General features: G+C 67.0%; 15 protein-coding genes. All 15 read right to left on the reverse strand.

Annotation, left to right across the window (positions count from 1 at the left end; translation table 11 throughout):
- Nucleotides 1-19: 19 nt before the first annotated feature.
- Nucleotides 20-505: a GNAT family N-acetyltransferase gene (locus tag EAE28_RS06985; protein ID WP_220443900.1), complete on the reverse strand. Its 486-nt coding sequence runs from the start codon at nucleotides 503-505 to the stop codon at nucleotides 20-22.
- Nucleotides 502-825, reverse strand: a complete 324-nt coding sequence (locus tag EAE28_RS06990) for a DMT family transporter (protein WP_127105110.1) — start codon at nucleotides 823-825, stop codon at nucleotides 502-504. The genes EAE28_RS06985 and EAE28_RS06990 overlap by 4 nt, the downstream gene beginning before the upstream one ends.
- Nucleotides 825-1784 carry an acetyl-CoA carboxylase carboxyltransferase subunit alpha gene (locus EAE28_RS06995; RefSeq protein WP_127105111.1) on the reverse strand — a complete coding sequence of 320 codons (960 nt, stop codon included), beginning with the start codon at nucleotides 1782-1784 and terminating at the stop codon, nucleotides 825-827. The genes EAE28_RS06990 and EAE28_RS06995 overlap by 1 nt, the downstream gene beginning before the upstream one ends.
- 81 nt (nucleotides 1785-1865) lie before the next feature.
- Nucleotides 1866-3023 (reverse strand): ribonuclease D, encoded by a 1158-nt coding sequence (gene rnd, locus EAE28_RS07000; RefSeq protein WP_127105112.1) that lies wholly within the window; start codon nucleotides 3021-3023, stop codon nucleotides 1866-1868.
- A 118-nt stretch (nucleotides 3024-3141) separates the two neighbouring features.
- Entirely contained in the window at nucleotides 3142-3594 is a 453-nt protein-coding gene (locus tag EAE28_RS07005) for a hypothetical protein (RefSeq protein WP_127105113.1), read from the reverse strand.
- Nucleotides 3591-5705 (reverse strand): efflux RND transporter permease subunit, encoded by a 2115-nt coding sequence (locus EAE28_RS07010; RefSeq protein ID WP_164736566.1) that lies wholly within the window; start codon nucleotides 5703-5705, stop codon nucleotides 3591-3593. The genes EAE28_RS07005 and EAE28_RS07010 overlap by 4 nt, the downstream gene beginning before the upstream one ends.
- Before the next feature lie 46 nt (nucleotides 5706-5751).
- On the reverse strand, nucleotides 5752-7143 hold the full coding sequence (cysG, locus tag EAE28_RS07015) for a siroheme synthase CysG (protein WP_127105115.1): 1392 nt from the start codon (nucleotides 7141-7143) through the stop codon (nucleotides 5752-5754).
- Between the two features lie 14 nt (nucleotides 7144-7157).
- Entirely contained in the window at nucleotides 7158-8135 is a 978-nt protein-coding gene (locus EAE28_RS07020) for a glycosyl transferase family protein (RefSeq protein WP_127105116.1), read from the reverse strand.
- Nucleotides 8132-10777: a nitrate reductase gene (locus EAE28_RS07025; protein WP_127105117.1), complete on the reverse strand. Its 2646-nt coding sequence runs from the start codon at nucleotides 10775-10777 to the stop codon at nucleotides 8132-8134. The genes EAE28_RS07020 and EAE28_RS07025 overlap by 4 nt, the downstream gene beginning before the upstream one ends.
- A 3-nt stretch (nucleotides 10778-10780) precedes the next feature.
- Nucleotides 10781-11119: a nitrite reductase small subunit NirD gene (gene nirD / locus EAE28_RS07030; protein WP_127105118.1), complete on the reverse strand. Its 339-nt coding sequence runs from the start codon at nucleotides 11117-11119 to the stop codon at nucleotides 10781-10783.
- A gap of 23 nt (nucleotides 11120-11142) precedes the next feature.
- The gene (gene nirB, locus EAE28_RS07035) at nucleotides 11143-13572 is read right to left on the reverse strand and encodes a nitrite reductase large subunit NirB (protein WP_127105119.1); all 2430 of its coding nucleotides are present in this window, start codon (nucleotides 13570-13572) and stop codon (nucleotides 11143-11145) included.
- 9 nt (nucleotides 13573-13581) lie between these two features.
- Entirely contained in the window at nucleotides 13582-14514 is a 933-nt protein-coding gene (locus EAE28_RS07040) for a GAF domain-containing protein (RefSeq protein ID WP_127105120.1), read from the reverse strand.
- Nucleotides 14514-16220: an ABC transporter ATP-binding protein gene (locus EAE28_RS07045; protein WP_127105121.1), complete on the reverse strand. Its 1707-nt coding sequence runs from the start codon at nucleotides 16218-16220 to the stop codon at nucleotides 14514-14516. Before EAE28_RS07045 ends, EAE28_RS07040 begins: the two co-directional genes overlap by 1 nt.
- Nucleotides 16221-16225: 5 nt before the next feature.
- On the reverse strand, nucleotides 16226-17302 hold the full coding sequence (locus tag EAE28_RS07050; RefSeq protein ID WP_127105122.1) for an ABC transporter permease: 1077 nt from the start codon (nucleotides 17300-17302) through the stop codon (nucleotides 16226-16228).
- Nucleotides 17303-17393: 91 nt separating this feature from the next.
- Nucleotides 17394-18749 (reverse strand): CmpA/NrtA family ABC transporter substrate-binding protein, encoded by a 1356-nt coding sequence (locus EAE28_RS07055; RefSeq protein WP_127105123.1) that lies wholly within the window; start codon nucleotides 18747-18749, stop codon nucleotides 17394-17396.
- Between the last annotated feature and the right edge of the window lie 119 nt (nucleotides 18750-18868).

Genomic DNA, 18868 nt, shown 5'->3' on the forward strand with positions numbered 1-18868 from the left:
CGTCGCGCGAAAGCGGCGTTCAGAGGGTGAATTTGCGCTGGATGCGGTCGACCAGCGTGCCATCCGACAGCGGCACCGCGCGGATCACGTTGTAATCGACAAAGCCCATCTTGCCATAATACCCCAAGCCCGGCACGTTATCAGCGCGGATCGTAGCGTCGATGGCGACCAGCCCCAGCGCCCTTGCGCGGGCCTTGGTCGCTTCGAACAGGGCCGTGCCCGCCCCACGCACCGGCGGGTTGCGGCGGGTAAAGCTGGCGATGGAACCCCAGCCTGCGGGCAGATCGGGATGCTTGGCCAGCGTCTGAAAGCCGACCGGCGTGTCGCCCTCAAGCACGGTATGGCAGCACAGAACCTTGGCGCCGCCCAGACTGGACTGCCACAGCGCCTGCGGCGTGAAAGGCGTCTCATAGGCCGTGGTGCCGCCCGCCGCGATGATGTCGTTGAGCACCTCGGCCAAGGCCGGGGCGTCTGCTTCAACACTGGGGCGGATGGTCAGGTTCATGCCAGTTTCAGCGCCATGATCCCGGCGACAATCAGCACGATCCCCCCGATGCGCAGCGGGGTTGCCGCGTCCCCGAACCAGATCATGCCCAGAATCGCCACGCCCAGCGCGCCGATCCCCGTCCAGACCGCATAGGCGGTGCCAGCGGGCAGATCGCGCATCGCGCGGGCCAGCAGATAGAACGAGGCCGCAGCCGCCACGACGGTCAGCGCCGTCGGGCCCTTGCGGGTGAACCCGTCCGAGGCTTTCAGCGCAACGGCCCAGACGATCTCGAGCAGACCGGCGGCAAAAAGCAGGGCCCAGGGACCGCCGGGCAGCATCACGCGGCCAGCCCTTTGCGCCCCATGTCCAGAAACTTGCGGCGACGCGCGGCGATCAAATCGGCGGGCGATTTGCCGTCGAACGTGGCCAGGACCGACTCCAGCGCCTTGCCGACCGACGCGATCGCCGCGTCGCGGTCGCGCTGCGCGCCGCCACGGGGTTCCGCGATGATCTGGTCGATGACGCCCAGCTTCAGCAGATCCTGCGCTGTCAGGCGCATCGCCTCGGCGGCTTCGCGCATCTTGTCGCTGTCTTTCCACAGGATCGACGCGCAGCCTTCGGGCGTGATGACCGAATACACCGAATGCTCCAGCATCAGGATCTTGTCCGCCGTCGCCAGCGCCACAGCCCCGCCCGAGCCACCCTCACCGATGATCGCCGAGATCACCGGCACGCCCACTGCAAGGCATTTCTCGGTTGAGCGGGCGATGGCCTCGGCCTGACCGCGCTCTTCCGCGCCCTTGCCGGGATAGGCACCAGGGGTGTCGACCAGCGTGATCACCGGCAGGCCAAAACGCGCCGCCAGATCCATCAGGCGGATCGCCTTGCGATAGCCTTCGGGTCGGGCCATGCCGAAATTGCGCTCGATGCGCGATTTGGTGTCCGAGCCCTTTTCCTGACCAATCACCATCACCGGACGGTCATTGAGCCGCGCCAGACCGCCCATGATGGCGTGGTCATCGGCGAAATTCCGATCCCCGGCCAAGGGCGTGTATTGGGTAAACAGCGCGTCGATATAGTCTTTGCAATGCGGCCGGTCGGGGTGACGGGCCACCTGACATTTGCGCCAGGGCGCGAGGTTCTTGTAGAGGTCGCCCAGCAGCTGCTCGGCTTTCTTGTCGAGCGCTTCGGCCTCTTTGTCGACGTCCATCTCGGGGGTATTGCGGGCCATCGCGCGCAGCTCGGCGGCTTTGCCTTCGATCTCGGCCAGCGGTTTTTCGAATTCCAGATAGTTCATTGGCAACACCCCATAGGACGTGCCCTATATGCCCATCCTGCGCCGGTGTTGCAACCGCGCGGGACGGTGCACACAGAGGCGTCAGATTTCGATGACGATGACTTGTTGGCCCTTGGTCGCCAGCGCCAGCTCACCCTTGCACAGACGGATCGCATCGTTGCCGAACAGCTCGCCGCGCCAGCCCTTCAGGCAGGCCACGTCGCGCTTGCCGGCGGCGATCGCATCCAGATCGCTGGTCGGCGCGATCAGCTTTTGCGCGACGCCAGCCGTGTCGGCCTTGGCCTTGAGCAGCACGCGCAGCAGATCCGCCAGCGCCGGGTTCACCTGCAACGGCGCGCCCTCATCGGCGACACGCGGCCAGTTCTTGGGGTCCATGGTCAGCGCAACCTGCACCGATTCCAGAATCCCGTCAGCAATCTCGCCACGCCGCGCTTCGCGCAGCAGCAGGCGTGAGCGGCCCAGCGCCTCGAGGCTCTCGGGCTTGGTCGAGGCCAGTTCCAGCAGGGCGTCGTCCTTGTAGACCCGCGAGCGGGGCACGTTGCGGGTCTGGGCGTAATCTTCGCGGAAGCGTGCCAGTTCGCGCACCATCGCCATGAACTTGCCTGACTGGCCGCGCGTGCGGATCTTCTGCCAGGCGTCCTCAGGGTGGGTCACATAGGTATCGGGCGAGGTCAGGATGCCCATTTCCTCGGCCACCCAGGCGGCACGGCCGCTTTTCTCGATATCGGCTTTCAGATATTCGTAGATCTGGCGCAGATGGGTCACATCATCCAGCGCATAGCGCATCTGCGCGTCGGTCAGCGGGCGCTGCGACCAGTCGGTAAAGCGCGAGGTCTTGTCCAGCGGCGCCTTGGCGATCTTTTTGACCAGCGTCTCATAGCCGACCTGCTCGCCAAAACCGCAGACCATCGCGGCGATCTGGGTGTCGAACAGCGGCTCGGGGATTACCCCGCCGTCGATGAAGAAGATTTCCAGATCCTGCCGGGCGGCGTGGAACACCTTGACCACATCGGTGTTGCGCATCAGCTCCAGCAGCGGATCGAGCGAGATCCCCTCGGCCAGCGGGTCGATCAGATAGGCGCGATCCGGGCCTTTGCCGGGCAGCGCCATCTGCACCAGACACAGCTTGGCGTAATAGGTGCGTTCTCTGAGAAATTCGGTGTCGAGGGTGACAAACGGCTCGTGCGCCGCTTCGGCGCAGAGCGCAGCCAAAGCCTCGGTCGTGGTGATGATGTTCATACAGCCTCGCAAGGCGCGGGGTCGTCCCGCGGATCGTCTTTTCGGCTATAAGCGCCGAGACGGCGAATGGAAAGACCACAAGCCCTGCGTTTACGGGGCGAAAACGGGGTTTGCGCCGTCATTCGCGGCGTTCGAGCACCGCCTCGCCGCGCGCCGGACCGCGCGAATCATGCCCGGCGATGGTGAAATGCAGCGTCTCGTCCGCGCGCCGCAGCTCCAGCAGCGCGTCATGCGACCCCTCAAGCCGCAAGACGCCGGGCGCAGCGGTGCCCAGAAGCTCGACCGGCAGGCTGTCGTTCTCAGTATCCGACTGTCGCGCGTGCAGCGTGCCATCGGCGTCTTCGCTCAAGAGATAGGCAAAGCTCTGATGCGCCTGCGCCGTCGCACAGCGCCCGACCAGAAATGTTTCGCCCGTGCGCAAGGGTTCCAGCCGCAGCTGGCAGCGAAAGCGCTGCAAGGGTTCGGTGCCCAGTGCCAGATCCCCCTCTCCGCGCCAGCGCCCTTCAAAGGCAGGCAGGTTCTGCGCCACGGCGGGGCTGGCAATGGCCAGAAACAGCAGCACTCGGATCATTTCACGCTCCATCGGATCAGGCCGGGCAACAAGAACAGGTCCGCCGCCAGCGCCAGCGCCACAGCGAGCGCGATCAGCCCGCCATAGATCGACAGCCCCGGCAGCGCAGAGAACAGCGTGACGATCAGCCCGGCCAGCAGGATCGCCGTTGTCGCCGCCATCGGCGGACCGGCCTGTGCCACCGCCTGCCGCACGCGGGCCTCGGTGCTGCCCACCGCCAGCTTGTAGCGGTTGAGGAAATGCAGCGTGTCATCCACGGCGATGCCAAACGCCACGGTCAGAGCGATCATGTTCATGATCGTGACCTCACGCCCCAGCAGCACCAGCCACGCTTCGACCCCCAGAATCGGGATCAGGTTGACCACCAGCGCCACCAGCGCCAACCGTATCGAGCGATGCACCAGGGCCACCAGCAGCGTGATCGCCAGAATGGTCGTGTAAAGCCCCAACCGCAGGCTTTGCACGATCTTCGGCCCCTCGGTCAGCAGCGCATAGCCCGGCCCGATGACCTGCGTCTCATCGCCGACGCCCGCCGCCTCCAGCCGGTCCGACAGCTGCGCCAACGCCTCATCCGCGCGCACATCCCTTGCAGCAATGGGCAGCTGCACCGGCAGCGCATGCGCCGTGCCATCGCGTGAAGCCATGCGCGCCAGCATCCCCTGCCCCGCATCAGACGCGACCCATGCCGCGCCCTCAGGGCCCCAGAGCGCGCCCGCCGCCGCCTCGACCCGTGCCAGCGGGTCGGCGGGATCGTCCTGCACGATCACCAGCATCCGGTCCGAGCCAAGCCCTGCCGCCTCCATCTCGCCCAGCGCCTGCGTGACGGCGGCGCCGCGCGGCAGGTAATCGGAATAGCGAAAGCCCAGCGTCGACTGGCTCTGCAACGCCCAGACCCCCACCAACACCAGCGCCGCCGCCAGCGGCACCAGACGGGTATGGCGCGATATGGCCTGCGCCGGCGGCACCACCGCGTCGAACAGCCGGGGCACCCGCCCGCCCGCGCGCGGCACGCCCAGCGCCCACATCAGCACCGGCGTCATCAACAAGACCGAGGCCAGACACAACGCCATCCCCACGCCCCCGGTCCACGCCATCGCGTTCAGCGAGGGCGAATCCGGCAGCGCCAGCGAGGCAAAGGCGATCACCGTGGTCAGCGAGGTCAGCGCCGCCGCAGGCGCGGTCTGGCCCAACGCCAGCGCCAGCGCCGCGCGGCGGTCGCCCGGCGTGTCCAGCGCATGAATCGCGGCATGGTAAACGTGGATCGCATCCGAGAACGCCAGCACGATCAGCACCACCGGCAGCGAGCCCATCACCGGATCAATCGGCGTACCGCTCCACCCCAGAAATCCCATGAACCAGACCAGCCCGGCAATCGGCGGCAGCGCGATCACCGCCACGGCACGGACGCTGCGAAAAAGGATCATCGACACGATCAGACACAGCAGAACCGCCGCCGGGACCAGCAGCACAAGGTCGTGGATCAGCTCTTCGGCAATCGAGCGCTGCACTTCCAGCAGCCCGACCAGCTCGACCGACAGCCCGTCGATCTCTTGCGCCGCCGCCAGCACCCGCTGCGAAAACCCGTCGCCGGCCCGCCCGCGCTCGGCCCCGACGGCGATCACCGTATCGGTCAGATCCGCCGACATCAGCTGCGCCGCCAGCGGGTTTTGCACGCGCATGAAGCGCAGGCGCTCAGCCGGTGGCATCGCGGCCAGCTCAGGCCCGTTCAGCCATGACCCCGTGCGACCGGGCGCGGGCAAGGCAGCCAGCGAGATGACCGTCTCGACCCCGTCGACGAATTGCAGCTCAAGCACCAGATCGTCGAGCGCCGCCAGCGCGTCGTCATCGGCGAAACTGGGCGCGCGGACCAAGAGCACCTCTTCCGCCCGGAACGGCGCAAAGGTTTCCTCATACCGCACCAGCGCCTGCGCGCCGTCCGTCTGCGGGCCGATCAGGCCCGACAGATCCACCGCCACCCGCAGGTTGGTGATCTGCCAGACCGACAGCAGCGTGATCAGCGCCAGTGCCAGCCCCGGCCAGAGCGGACGCGCCAGCAGCAGCCCGAAAAAGCGCACGAGGGCGGGAGATTGGGGCGCGGCGGCGTGTGTCATGCGCGGACAGTAGCACGCGCGCGGGGCGCGGCAAGGCGCAGGGGCGTCAGGCGCTGACGACGTGCAATTGCGGGGCCTGCGGCATCGCCACCGCGTCCTTGGCAAAGCGCAGGAAGATGATCGCCGGGTTGGCAACATCGGCCAGCGCGCGGTCCATATCGCCCAAGGTGCAGCGACACTGCACTTCATGCGCGGTCGAGGCGCTGGCGACGGCCTCCACCTCGGTCGTCTCGGGCCAGCCCGCGGCCAACAGGTCGGCGCGGATGCGCGGCAGCTGGCGCACCGCCATGTACAGCGCCAGCGTCGCGCCGGGGCGGGCCATGGCGGCGATGTCGGGCGCGGCGACACCATCGCGCGCCGTCGCCGTGGCAAGGATCAGGTGATCCGTCGCGCCCCGCTCGGTCATCGCGCGGCCAAGGCTGGCCGCCGCCGCGCTGGCGGCGGTGACGCCGGGGATGATCTCGACCGGGATGCCCGCTGCGTGGGCGGCGCGCAGTTCTTCCTCGGCGCGACCAAAGAGCGAGGGGTCACCGGATTTCAGCCGCACCACGCGCTGGCCCTGCCGGGCGGCGGCGATGATCACCGCGTCGATCCGCTCTTGCGGCCATTCATGCGCACCCAGCGTCTTGCCCACGTAAATCCGCTGCGCATCGCGGCGGGCGAGTTCCATCACCTCGGGGTCCACCAGCCGGTCGTAGAAGATCACATCCGCCTGCTGCAACCGCTGCACCGCGCGCAGGGTCAGAAGATCGCGCGCACCCGGCCCCGCGCCGACCAGTGCGATATGGCCCTGACCCGTTTCGTCGGGTGCCTGCCCCTGTGCGATAGCCTCCTTGAGCATCCGCGCCGCTTCACGCTCGCCGCCGCGCGCATGGGCGGCGCGCACCGGCCCCGCGAACACCCAGTCCCACAACGCCCGCCGCTGCGCATGCGGCACCGCCCCCGCCACCGCGCTGCGCATCCGACCGGCCAGCGCAGCCAGCCCGCCCAGATTGGGCTCCAGCAACTGCTCGATCTGCGTCTTTATCTGGCGGCCCAGCACCGGGGCGTTGCCCTCGGTCCCGATGGCCACCACGACCGGGTCACGGTCCACGATCGAGGGGGTCACGGCGTCGCACAGATCGGGCCGGTCCACCACATTGACCAGACAGCCCGCCGCCTTGGCCATCGCGTGCAGCGCCGTGTCGCGCCCGGCGTCCCCCGTGGCGATGAACACCAGAGCGGCCCCGGCAAAGGCCTCAACCGTCGCCTCGCGCACCTGCTCGGCACGGCCCGAGGCCACCAGCCCCGCCAGCTCCGGCTCCAACTGAGCAGCAACCACCCGTAACCGCGCCTCGGTCTTCAGCATCAGCCGCGCCTTTTGCGCTGCCTGCTCGCCGCCCCCGGCGATCACCACAAGGCGTCCGGCCATCTGCAGGAACATGGGGAAGGTCTTCATGGCGCTCTCCGATTTCAGCCCAGCGGGCGGGTGGTCCACAAATGCTGCGCGGCGTCCTGCGCCTGCGCGATGGTATCCGCCGCACCCAGTGTCAGCAGGGCGACGGCGGCGGTGCCGGTGACGATGGCCTCGGCATAAGCGTCGGTCGCGCGGCCCTGCCAGAGTGCGGCCAGCGCGTCCGGTTCGATCAGTTCCGGCCCGTCGGCCAGCCGCCCGGTCGCGGCAATCAGCGCGGGGGCAGTGTCTTCAAACGGCACGCCTGCGCGCAGGCCCATCAGCGCGATGGCCTTGGACGGCGCGCGCTCGAACTCGCCGCCCGCGCCCTTGAGCACCATCTGGCTCGGCTGCCCCAGCAGCGCCGAGGCATCGCTCTGCAATCCGCGATAGGGCGGATGAAACACCCCCTGAACGCTGGCCGCCGCCATCCCCGGATTGAACAGCCGCAACGCCGTGTTCATCGGCGAGCGCAACCCCAGCACATCGCGCAACCGCAACACGCGCAGCGCCTCGGGCGAGGCCGCTTCCAGCGGCAGATAGGCGATCCCGTCGCGCGTCAGCAGGCTCCCCGCCCCCGGCGTGGATTGCGCCGCGGCGATCCCCACCCCGGCCAGCGCCCCACGCACGCGGTCCGCGCCATCCGCTGTATTCCAGCCGTGCAGCAACACCGGATACCCCGCCTGCGCCACCAGCTTTGCCGCCAGCAAAAACCACGGCGACCCGCGCGACCGACCGGCGGCGTAGCTGGGCCAGTCAAGCGCAGGCGCAGGCCCTTGCCACGGCGAAGCCTGCGCCCGGATCGCCTGCACGAAACCGGCGATCTCGTCGGCATTCTCGCCGCGAAAGCGCATCAGCATCAGCACCGCGCCGACCGCCTCGGGCGCAGCCTGGCCCGACAGGATCAGCGCCATCGCCGCGCGCGCCTCGTCCTGCGTCATGTTGCGCGAGCGTCCGGGGCCGCGGCCCAAAATCTGAACAAAGGGAGCAAGGCTCATTCGGCAGCCATCCTTGGGGTTGCTGCCTGCAAAAGCGCACGCAGCTCTGGCTTGCACGATCCACAGTTGGTGCCCGCCCGCAAGGCCTCGCCGATCGCCTCGACGCTGGTCAGCCGCTGGTCGCTGATTGCCGCGCGAAGGGTGTTCACGCCGATGTCGAAACAGGCACAGAGCGTCGCACCGGGGTCAGGCCGGTCGGCACCGGGTTGCCCGGCCAGCACGGAGACACCCTGCACCTGACCCAGCAACCCCAACAGATGCTGACGCGAGACGGCGACCGGCTGGGGTGCGATGAACAGCGCCGCGATCAGGCGGCCCTGTTCCAGAAATGCCAGCCGGTGCACACCGCGCGCGGGGTCAGAGACGACAACCGGCTCGGCATCGTCCGGCAGCGCAAAGAGCACGCGCGCCTGGGCCACCCAATCTGTCACCGGCACATCATAGCCCAGCTCCACCCGCCAGCCGTCCTTCGCGCGGGCCTTGGCCCAATAGGCGGCGTCCGGCTGTGGCTCGGCCACTGACAGCCCGAACCCGTAGGACAGCGCCTTGAACGGTTCCGCCCGGCAGATCGCCGCCTTGCTCTCGGGCTGGCCCGAGACCGGATCGGTCACCCCCGCCACCAGCGCATCAATGCGCCCGGCGCTGGCCATCTCGCCCGTCCAGTGCATTGGCGCGAACACCTGCCCCGGCTGCACCTTGTCGCTGACCAGCACCCGCAGAATTGCGTGACCGACCGGGCTTTGCACCCGTGCCAGCGTGGCCGGGGCAAGGCCCAAAGCCTCGGCATCCTGCGGATGAATTTCCAGATACGGCTCGGCCATATGCGCGTTCAGGCGCGAGGCTTTGGCGGTGCGGGTCATCGTGTGCCACTGGTCGCGCACCCGGCCGGTGTTCAGGACAAGCGGGAATTCCGCCGAGGGCACGGCAACCGGCGCGCGGCTGGTCAGCGGCAGCATCCGACCCTTGCCCGAGGGGGTAAAAAAGCGCCCGTCGCCAAAGAACCGCCCACCCGTACGGGTGCCGCTCAAGGGCCAGCGGAAAGGCTCCAGCGCGTCATACTCGGCGTCCGAGCAGTTCGCGAGGCCCGAAATGTCAAAGTCGAGCCCGAGCCCGCCCGCCACCCCGCTCAGTGCGGCGTATTCGCGGAAGATCTCGGCGGGCGCGGCAAAGTCAAACGCTTGAGTGTGCCCCATGCGCTGCCCCACCTCAGCCAGCATCGCCCAATCGGGCCGCGCCTGACCCGGCGCGGGCAGAAAAGCGCGCTGGCGGCTGATGCAGCGCTCGGAATTGGTGACGGTGCCGTCCTTCTCGCCCCAGCCCGTCGCGGGCAGCAATACATGCGCCAGACGCGCGGTGTCAGTCCGGTCGGTCACATCGCTGACCACGACGAAATCGCAGCCCTTGAGCGCCTCGCGTACCGCATCGGCGTCGGGCATGGTGACGGCGGGGTTGGTGTGGATGATCCAGATCGCCTTGATCCGCCCGTCGCCCACCGCCCTGAACATCTCGACCGCCTTCAGCCCCGGCTGATCCGCGATCACCGGCGCGTTCCAGAAGGTCTGCACGGCGGCGCGGTGCTGGGCGTTTTCGATGTCGAGATGGCAGGCGAGCATGTTGGCCAGCCCGCCCACCTCACGCCCGCCCATCGCATTGGGCTGGCCGGTGATGCTGAACGGCCCCATGCCCGGATGACCGATGCGGCCCGTCGCCACATGGCAGTTGAGGATCGCGTTAACCTTGTCGGTGCCGCTGCTGGATTGGTTAACGCCTTGCGAATACAGCGTCACCACCTTGTCGCTGCGCATCCAGTGATCGCAAAAGGCGGCAATCTGGGCGGGGGTGAGGCCGGTGGCCGAAGCGTCATCCGAGCGGGCAGCGCGCAGGGCCTCGGGGAAGCCGTCAACGTGGTTAGCTATGAAACCGGCATCCAGCGCGCCGTGATCGGCAATCGCCACCAGCAGCGCGTTGAACAGCGCCACATCGCTACCGGGGCGGATCGACAGATGCAGATCGGCCAGATCCGAGGTCGCGGTGCGGCGCGGATCGACGGTGATGACCACCATCTCGGGCCGCGCGGCCTTGGCAGCGGCGAGGCGCTGATACAGGACCGGATGGCACCACGCGAGGTTCGAGCCGACCAGCACGACGGTATCGGCCTGCTCGACATCATCATAGAGGCCGGGCACCGTGTCGGTGCCAAAAGCGCGCCGGTGACCGGCCACCGACGAGGCCATGCAGAGCCGCGAGTTGGTGTCGATATTGCCCGAGCCGACGAAACCTTTCATCAACTTGTTGGCGACATAATAGTCCTCGGTCAGCAACTGGCCTGAGACATAGAACGCCACCGCGTCCGGCCCGTGGGTGTCGATCACCGCGCGAAAACGGTCCGCCACCGTTTGCAGCGCGGTGTCCCAGTCCGTGTTCTGACCACCAACGCGGGGGGCCAGCAGGCGGTCCTCCAGCGACAGGGTTTCGCCCAGGGCGGAGCCTTTTGAACACAGCCGTCCCGCGTTGGCGGGGTGGTTCGGATCGCCCGTGATGCGGACAGCCCCCTGCCCGTCTGGCCGGGCGATCACCCCGCAACCGACCCCGCAATAGGGGCAGGTGGTGCGGATTGCGGGAGGGCTGTCCGGGCGCGCCATGGGTCAGGCGGCCTGTGAACGGGCTTGCAGGCGCGCGGCGTCCAGCAACACGCGCCCGCCCTCAACCCGCGCCGGATAAGTGGCGACGCGGCCAGTGTCGGCGCCTTGGGCCTCGCCGGTGGTGAAGTCGAAGACCCAGTTGTGCAGCGGGCAGGTCACCGCATGCCCGTGCACGATGCCGTCCGCCAGCGGCCCGCCCTTATGCGGGCAGCGGTTTTCGAGCGCGTAGACCTCATCCGCGCCGGTGCGGAACACGGCGACGCAACCCAGCGGCGTCGTCACCTTGCGCGCGCCGCGCGGCGGGATGGCGTCGAGGGGGCCGATGTCGATCCAGGTGGTCATGGGTTTCTCCTGCGGCAAAAGGATCATTCGGCGGCGAAGCCGGACAAGTTGACGGGTTTGTACTGCTCGGACCGCTCGCGGACGTGCTCGGCCCACGGGTCTTTCTGATAGACCGATTGCGAGACGGCGAAGGCGTCGATCAGGCGCTGGCGTTCGGCCAGATCGTCCACGACCCGCTCTTTCACCCAGTCCAGCCCCACCTTGGCGACCCATTTATAGGGCCGGTCCAGATATTTCGCGTTTTCCCGATAAAGCTGGACAAAGGCGATGGTCAGCGCAATCGCCTCTTCCTCGGTTTCGACCTGCCCCAGACGCTCGGTCTCTTTCAGATCCATCCCCGCGGCCCCCGCGACACCGATCTGGAACCCGCTGTCGACGCAGATGATGCCAACATCCTTGCAGGTCGCCTCGGCGCAGTTGCGCGGGCAGCCCGAGACCGCCAGCTTGACCTTGTGCGGCGTCCACGACCCCCACAGCGCCTTTTCCAGCTTGATCCCCAACCCGGTCGAATCCTGCGTGCCAAACCGGCAATGATCGGTCCCTACACAGGTTTTCACCGTCCTCAGGCCCTTGGAATACGCATGCCCCGAGACCATCCCGGCCGCGTTCAGATCAGCCCAGATCGCCGGCAGATCCTCGGATTTCACGCCCAGCAGGTCGATGCGCTGACCGCCCGTTACCTTGACCGTCGGCACAGCGAATTTATCGGCGGCGTCGGCAATCGCGCGCAGCTCATCCGGCGTGGTGATCCCGCCCCACATGCGCGGCATCACGCTGAAGGTACCGTCCTTCTGGATATTCGCGTGTTTGCGCTCGTTGATGAAGCGGCTTTGCAGGTCGTCGCGATACTCCAGCGGCCAGTCGGCCAGCAGGTAGAAGTTGAGCGCCGGGCGGCAGACGTGGCAGCCGTCGGGCGTCTTCCACGCCCCGGCCTGCCAGACAGCGGGCATGGATTTGAGCGATTGCGACTTGATCAGGCGGCGCAGATCCTCATGCGTCAACTCGGTGCAGCCACAGACCGGCTGCACGGCCTTGCGGGTGAATCTGTCGCCCAGGGTCGAGGCCAGAACCTGCTCGACCAGCCCGGTGCAGGTGCCACAGGACGCGCTGGCCTTGGTCTGCGCCTTGACGGCGGCCAGATCGCTGGCCCCGCCGTTGATCGCGGCGACGATGGTGCCCTTGCAGACGCCGTTGCAGCCGCAAATCTCCGCCTCAGGCGGTAAGGCTGCAACGGCCGCCATAGGGTCCACCGGAGCACCCCCCTGAAACGCCGGGCCAAAGATCAGCGTGTCGCGCAGGGTGCTGATGTCGGCGCCGTCGCGGATCTGGCCGAAGAACCAGTTGCTGTCGGCGGTGTCGCCATACATCACCGCGCCGATGATCGCGTCGTCCTCGATCACCAGCCGCTTGTAGACGCCGCGCCCCGGATCGCGGAACACGATGTCCTCGCGGTTGGGGCCTTCGGCGAAATCCCCGGCGCTGAACAGATCGCAGCCGGTGACCTTGAGCTTGGTGGACAGCTCTTTGGGCACAAAGACCGCCTCGGCCCCCAGCAGCGTCTGCGCCAAAACTTTGGCCTGATCATAGAGCGGGGCGACCAGACCGAACAATTGCCCATTGAAATCAACGCACTCACCGACCGCAAAGATGTCCGGGTCCGAGGTCCGCATCTGCGCGTCGATGGCGATACCGCGCGCCACCTCAAGCCCGGCATCCGTGGCAAGCCGGGTTTCGGGTCGGATGCCGACGGCCATCACCACCAGATCGGCGGGCAAGGTCGTGCCATCCTCGAGCAGAACCGCCTCGACCCGGTCGTCGCCCAGGATCGCGGTGGTCGAGGCCTTGGTCATCACCTTGATGCCCCGGTGCTCCAGATCGCGGCGCAAAAGGAAGCCTGCGGCCTCGTCCAGCTGGCGCTCCATCAGATGCCCGCTGAGGTGCAGCACGGTCACCTCCATCCCGCGCAAGCGCAGGCCCGCGGCAGCCTCAAGCCCCAAGAGCCCGCCGCCGATCACCACCGCGCTGCCGCCCTTGCCCGAGGCCTCGATCATCGCGTTGGTATCGTCGAGATCGCGGTAGGTGATCACGCCGGGCAGATCACGCCCCGGCACCGGAATGATGAACGGGGCCGAGCCGGTGGCGATCACCAGCTGGTCATAAGGCACCTCGCCCTGCGCGCCGACCACCACCTTGCGCGCTCGGTCGATGCGGGTGACCGCCTCGCCAAAGCGACAGGTCACCGCGTTCGCCGCGTACCAGGCATCGTCATGGGTGACGATCTCGGCATAGCTTTTCTCGCCCGACAACACCGGCGACAGCATGATGCGGTTGTAGTTGCCGCGCGGCTCGGCGTTGAACAGCGTCACCGCATAGGCACCGGGCGCGGTGTCGAACAGCTCTTCCAGCATCCGGCCCGAGGCCATGCCAGCACCGATAACGACCAGTTTTTTCATGTTCAGCCCTCAGCAATACCAGGCGATGACGAACGCCAGTTCGCCTGCCTGATGGATGGGAAGCGCCACCAGCGAGTCGTAACCCGCGGTCTGCGCCGGATTGCCCGCCAGAACCAACGGCAGACCGTTACCCAGAACGGTGCCGATGGGGCCCTCCCACGCGGCGGCGCGGCGGGGGTTGTCGGCGTCCCACAGCCTGCCGTCGCGCGCGCAGGTGCCATCGACCAGCAGCGCCGCACCGGTCTTGCCGACCCGGGCGCTGCGGGCGTCCCAGATCTCGAACCGGCGGGCCAGCGGCGTGCCGCGCGCCGACAGCAGCGTCAGCACATAGGTCTTGCTGCCGGGCACCGGGACCGGCAGGCCCAGCCCGGTGGTCAGCCCTGCTTTGCCGGCGCTTTCGGCGCGCACAAAGCGATAGCCCGAGCCCAGATCGCGCATCAGCATCGGCGTGCGCGCCGCCCAGACGCCGCCGGGCAGACCCTGCCCGATGGGGAAATGCGTGTGCTGGCTAACCCATTCGAAATGCTTGGCGGCACCGAAATAGCCGTCTTCCAGCATCAGAAGGCCGTCAGTCTCGGCCCAGACCTCGATCGCGCCGATCCGCTCGGCGTCATCGGCGCAGAGCACCACCAGCACCGCTTTCAGCTCGGCACCGGCAAAGACCGGGATGGCGACGGCGGCGGTCAGGCCCGCCTCTTTCGCGGCCTCGGCCCGCTTGAAATACGAGCCGTCGAAAGCCTTGAGCACCACGGGCCGCGCCTCGGCCCAGGCCTTGCCGGGCAGACCTTCGCCCTTGGCAAAGCTCTCGCGGGCTGAGGCTTCGGCGAAGCCGTCGAGCGCGCCATAGCTGCCCTGCGCGTGGACCAGACGGCCCTCTTGCGGCACCCAGACTTCGGCGACCTCGATAAAGGTCCGCGCCTGCGGGTCGAGCGTCACATCCATCACGCGGCCTCCTGGGATTTAGGTGCCGCTTGCGCCGCCGGTTTTTCAATCGGGCGCGCGCCGCCCTCGTAGTCTTCAAGGAAGCTCAACACCTGCTCGCGATACAGGTAGTAATCCGCGTGCTCGAGCAGCGCCTTGCGGGTGCGCGGGCGGGGCAGATCGACGCTCATCACCTTGCCGATGGTCGCCTGCGGGCCGTTGGTCATCATCACCACCCGGTCGGCCAGCATGATCGCCTCATCGACGTCATGCGTGACGCAGATGGCAGTGACCTTGGTGCGCGACCAGACCTCCATCAGAACCTCTTGCAGCTCCCACCGGGTCAGGCTGTCGAGCATGCCGAAGGGCTCATCGAGCAGCAGCAGCTTGGGGCTGAGCGCAAAGGCGCGGGCGATGCCGACGCGTTGGCGCATGCCGTTCGACATCTCGCTGGCGGCGCGGTCCATGCTGTCACCCAGACCCACGCGCTCAAGATAGTATTCCACCACCTCCTGCCGCTCGGCGGTGCTGGCGCGGGGATAGACCCGGTCCACGCCCACAGCGACGTTTTCCTTGGCGGTCAGCCACGGGAACAGGCTGGGCGACTGGAAGACCACGGCGCGCTCGGGGTCGGCCCCTTCAACCGTGCGGTTGTCCAGCGTGATCACGCCCTTCGAGATCGCATTCAGCCCCGCCGCCATGGTCAGCACAGTGGATTTGCCGCAGCCCGAATGGCCGATCAGGCTGATGAACTCGCCCTTGTTGACCTTGAGGTTGAAGTCTTCGACCACGGTGAGCGGGCCCTTGGCGGTCGGGTAGACCTTGTGCAGGTTCCAGAACTCCAGATAGCGGTCGGTGAGCGGCGAGGCCGCAGCATCGGCCACCAACTGCGGCACGTCCCCGGCCATGCCATGAATCGGCGTCACGTTCGGCAGGATGCGCGAACCCTCGATCTTGCTCTCGATCCCGACGTCCATCAGATAGGTGGTGATCTGCGCGCGCAGGCGTTTGAAACCAGCGTCGTGGTTCATCGCGCCCCGGTCGCGCGGGCGCGGCAAGGTGACGGCAAATTCGGTGCCCAGCGTGCCATCGGGGTTCAGCGGGATGATGCGGTCGGCCAGTAGAATGGCCTCATCCACATCGTTGGTGATCAGCACGCAGGTTTTCTTGTCCTGCTCCCAGATCCGCTCGATCTCATCCGCCAGCTTGGCGCGGGTCAGCGCATCCAGCGCCGAGAGCGGCTCGTCCAGCAGCAGGATCTCGGGGTTCAGCGCCAAGGCGCGAGCGACGGCGACGCGCTGGCGCATGCCACCCGACAGCTCGGCCGGGCGGCGCTCCATCGCGTGACCAAGGCCCACCATCTTGACGTAATGCGCGACCTTCGCGGCCCGCTCGGCCTTTGACAGCTTGGGGTTCACCGCATCCACCGCCAGCGCCACGTTGCCGCGCACGGTCAGCCAGGGCATCAGCGAATAGCTTTGAAACACCAGCCCGCGCTCCGGCCCCGGCCCGTCGACCGGCTTGCCCTTGAACAGAACCTCGCCCTTGTCGGGCAAGGTCAGCCCGGCCATCAGGTTCATCAAGGTCGATTTGCCGGTGCCCGAAAAACCCAGGATCGCCACGAATTCGCCATCCGCGATGGCCAGATCAATGTTCGGCAGCACCTCAGCCCGGTGAGTACCCTCACCGAAACCCTTGGACACATTGCGCAATTCAAGAATGTTCATGGGGATCACCGATTGTTCGAGAACGTGAACATCGACTGGATCGCGAACATCAGCCGATCCAGCAGGAAGCCGATGATGCCGATGGTGAAGACCGCGACCATGATCTTGGCCAGCGACTGCGACGAGCCGTTCTGGAACTCGTCCCAGACGAATTTGCCCAAGCCCGGGTTCTGCGCCAGCATCTCGGCGGCGATCAGCACCATCCAGCCCACGCCCAGCGACAGGCGCAGCCCGGTGAAGATCAGCGGCAGGGACGAGGGCAGGACCAGCTTGGTGATCTTGGTCCAGGTGCTCATCTTGAGCACCTTGGAGACATTCACCAGATCCTTGTCGATGGATGCCACGCCCAGCGCGGTGTTGATGATCGTCGGCCACAGCGAACACAGCGTCACGGTGATCGCGGAAATCAGGAAGCTCTTGGAAAACCAGCCGTCATCGGCGGTGTAGAGCGCGGAAACCACAATCGACACGATGGGCAGCCAGGCCAGCGGCGAGACGGGTTTGAAGATCTGGATCAGCGGGTTCATCGCCGAATTGGCGGTCGGCGACAGACCGGCAGCGATGCCCATCGGCACGGCAATCACGGTGCCCAGCACAAAGCCGAAGAACACGGTTTTGATCGAGGTCCAGATTTGCTGGTAATAGGTCGGTGCGCCGGTAAACGTCCGATAGCGCGGCTCGTCGCCATTGGCGATGCGGGTGGCGTTGCGCTCGTCTTGCCGGGCATAGAACGCGTCGGCGTCGGCCATCGTGCGGACGTGGTCGGCGTGCAGGTTCTCGACCTGCTCCCAGACCTGCATCGGGCCGGGGATCGCGCCCAGCGAGGTTTGCACACGCGGCGCCAGAGCGGACCACAGCATCAGGAAGACCGCGATGGCCAGCAAGGGCACGCCCAGCAGGCGCCAGACCTCTTTCATCTGGCCGCGCGGGTTGTCCCCGGCGACGGCCCGCAGGATCGGCGTGATCCAGGCCAGCCCGAAGACTTTCAACCAGCTGTCGAGCGTATTGATGCGGGTAAAGAGCCGGGCGCGACGGGCTTCGCGGGCAGCGTCGGCGGCGAATTGCGGATCTATCGTCGTCATCGGGGGTCCTTTCGATCAGGGCCGGGGCAGGCACGGGATTTTCGAGGGGTGTCGAAGGGCGCAGGTCGGGCGCGCCCTTCAAGGCCGGGGCTCAGCCCTGAACCGCGCCGTCAACGAGCTGCTGTTCGCCGGTCAGACCGATGGAAAAGCTGTCGATATAGGCGTTGGGGGTCCGGCCGTCGTAGGGCACTGCGTCGATCAGCGTGTTGACCGGTTCGCGGAACCCGTCGGTATCCCAGGGGAAGTCGGCGGCATTGGCCAGACCCTCATCCACGAGGCTGCGCGCAGCGTCCAGATAGATGTCGGGACGGTACACGCTGGCGGCGACGTCGGTGTACCACTGATCCGGGTGCGCTTCGGCGATCTGGCCCCAGCGGCGCATCTGGGTCAGGTACCAGATGGCGTCGGAATAATAGGGATAGGTTGCGTTATAGCGGAAGAACACGTTGAAATCAGGCACATCGCGCACGTCGCCCGGGGCGTATTCAAACGTGCCGGTCATCGACGCCGCGATCACCGCCGCATCCGCACCAACATAGGTCGGACGGCTGAGGATCTCGACCGCCTCCATCCGGTTGGCGTTGTCGTCGGCATCCAGCCAGATCGCGGCGCGGATCAGAGCGCGCACGATGGCGCGCGTGGTGTTGGGGTAGTCCTCGACGAAATCGGCGCGCAGGCCAAAGACTTTCTCGGGGTTGTTCGGCCAGATCTCGTAATCGGTGATCACCGGCACGCCGATACCGCGCTGCACGGCGGCTTGGTTCCACGGCTCACCGACGCAATAGCCGCTGATCGTGCCGGCCTCGAGCGTGGCGGGCATCTGCGGCGGCGGGGTCACCGATAGGAACACATCCGCGCCGATCTGGCCCGAGCTATCCTCAGGGCTGTACAGCCCCGGGTTCAGACCGCCAGCGGCCAGCCAGTAGCGCAGCTCGTAATTATGGGTCGAGACGGGATAGACCATGCCCATGTCGAACCGGCGTCCCTGATCGCGGAAGTCCTCGACCACCGGCACCAAAGCCGAGGCGCTGATCGGGTGCTGCGGCAGGCCGTTTTCCATCAGGGGCAGGCTGGGTAGCATCATCTCCCAGACCTCGTTCGACACGGTGATGCCGTTGCCGTTCAGGTCCATCGAGAAGGGCGTGACGATATGCGCCTCGGTCCCGTAGCCGATGGTCGCGGCCAGCGGCTGACCGGCCAGCATATGCGCGCCCTGCAGGGTGCCCGAGATCACACCATCCAGCAAAACCCGCCAGTTGGCCTGCGCTTCCAGCGTCACATACAGGCCCTCGTCCTCGAAATATCCGCGCTCATAGGCGATGGCGAGGGGGGCCATGTCGGTCAGCTTGATGAAGCCAAATGTCAGCTCGTCGATCTCAAGATCCTGGGCACAGGCCGTGCCGGTCAGGGCCGTGGTGGCGATGAGGGCGGCAAAAAGACGGTTCATGGAGTCGTGTCCTTTCCTGGCATCCAGAAGCGGGGCTCGGATACGGAATGAGAGCGAGAAAAAGAAAAACAGCCGCTGACAGACCTTGCGGGAGGGGCAAGGGTGTCGAGCGGCTGTGC

This window comes from Pararhodobacter zhoushanensis (assembly GCF_003990445.1).
GTDB lineage: Bacteria > Pseudomonadota > Alphaproteobacteria > Rhodobacterales > Rhodobacteraceae > Pararhodobacter > Pararhodobacter zhoushanensis.

Bases quoted from the DNA above. Each gene is read 5' to 3' on its own strand.
- EAE28_RS06985 (WP_220443900.1), bottom strand. From the start codon at position 505: ATGAACCTGACCATCCGCCCCAGTGTTGAAGCAGACGCCCCGGCCTTG.
- EAE28_RS06990 (WP_127105110.1), bottom strand. From the start codon at position 825: ATGCTGCCCGGCGGTCCCTGGGCCCTGCTTTTTGCCGCCGGTCTGCTC.
- EAE28_RS06995 (WP_127105111.1), bottom strand. From the start codon at position 1,784: ATGAACTATCTGGAATTCGAAAAACCGCTGGCCGAGATCGAAGGCAAA.
- rnd (WP_127105112.1), bottom strand. From the start codon at position 3,023: ATGAACATCATCACCACGACCGAGGCTTTGGCTGCGCTCTGCGCCGAA.
- EAE28_RS07005 (WP_127105113.1), bottom strand. From the start codon at position 3,594: ATGATCCGAGTGCTGCTGTTTCTGGCCATTGCCAGCCCCGCCGTGGCG.
- EAE28_RS07010 (WP_164736566.1), bottom strand. From the start codon at position 5,705: ATGACACACGCCGCCGCGCCCCAATCTCCCGCCCTCGTGCGCTTTTTC.
- cysG (WP_127105115.1), bottom strand. From the start codon at position 7,143: ATGAAGACCTTCCCCATGTTCCTGCAGATGGCCGGACGCCTTGTGGTG.
- EAE28_RS07020 (WP_127105116.1), bottom strand. From the start codon at position 8,135: ATGAGCCTTGCTCCCTTTGTTCAGATTTTGGGCCGCGGCCCCGGACGC.
- EAE28_RS07025 (WP_127105117.1), bottom strand. From the start codon at position 10,777: ATGGCGCGCCCGGACAGCCCTCCCGCAATCCGCACCACCTGCCCCTAT.
- nirD (WP_127105118.1), bottom strand. From the start codon at position 11,119: ATGACCACCTGGATCGACATCGGCCCCCTCGACGCCATCCCGCCGCGC.
- nirB (WP_127105119.1), bottom strand. From the start codon at position 13,572: ATGAAAAAACTGGTCGTTATCGGTGCTGGCATGGCCTCGGGCCGGATG.
- EAE28_RS07040 (WP_127105120.1), bottom strand. From the start codon at position 14,514: ATGGATGTGACGCTCGACCCGCAGGCGCGGACCTTTATCGAGGTCGCC.
- EAE28_RS07045 (WP_127105121.1), bottom strand. From the start codon at position 16,220: ATGAACATTCTTGAATTGCGCAATGTGTCCAAGGGTTTCGGTGAGGGT.
- EAE28_RS07050 (WP_127105122.1), bottom strand. From the start codon at position 17,302: ATGACGACGATAGATCCGCAATTCGCCGCCGACGCTGCCCGCGAAGCC.
- EAE28_RS07055 (WP_127105123.1), bottom strand. From the start codon at position 18,749: ATGAACCGTCTTTTTGCCGCCCTCATCGCCACCACGGCCCTGACCGGC.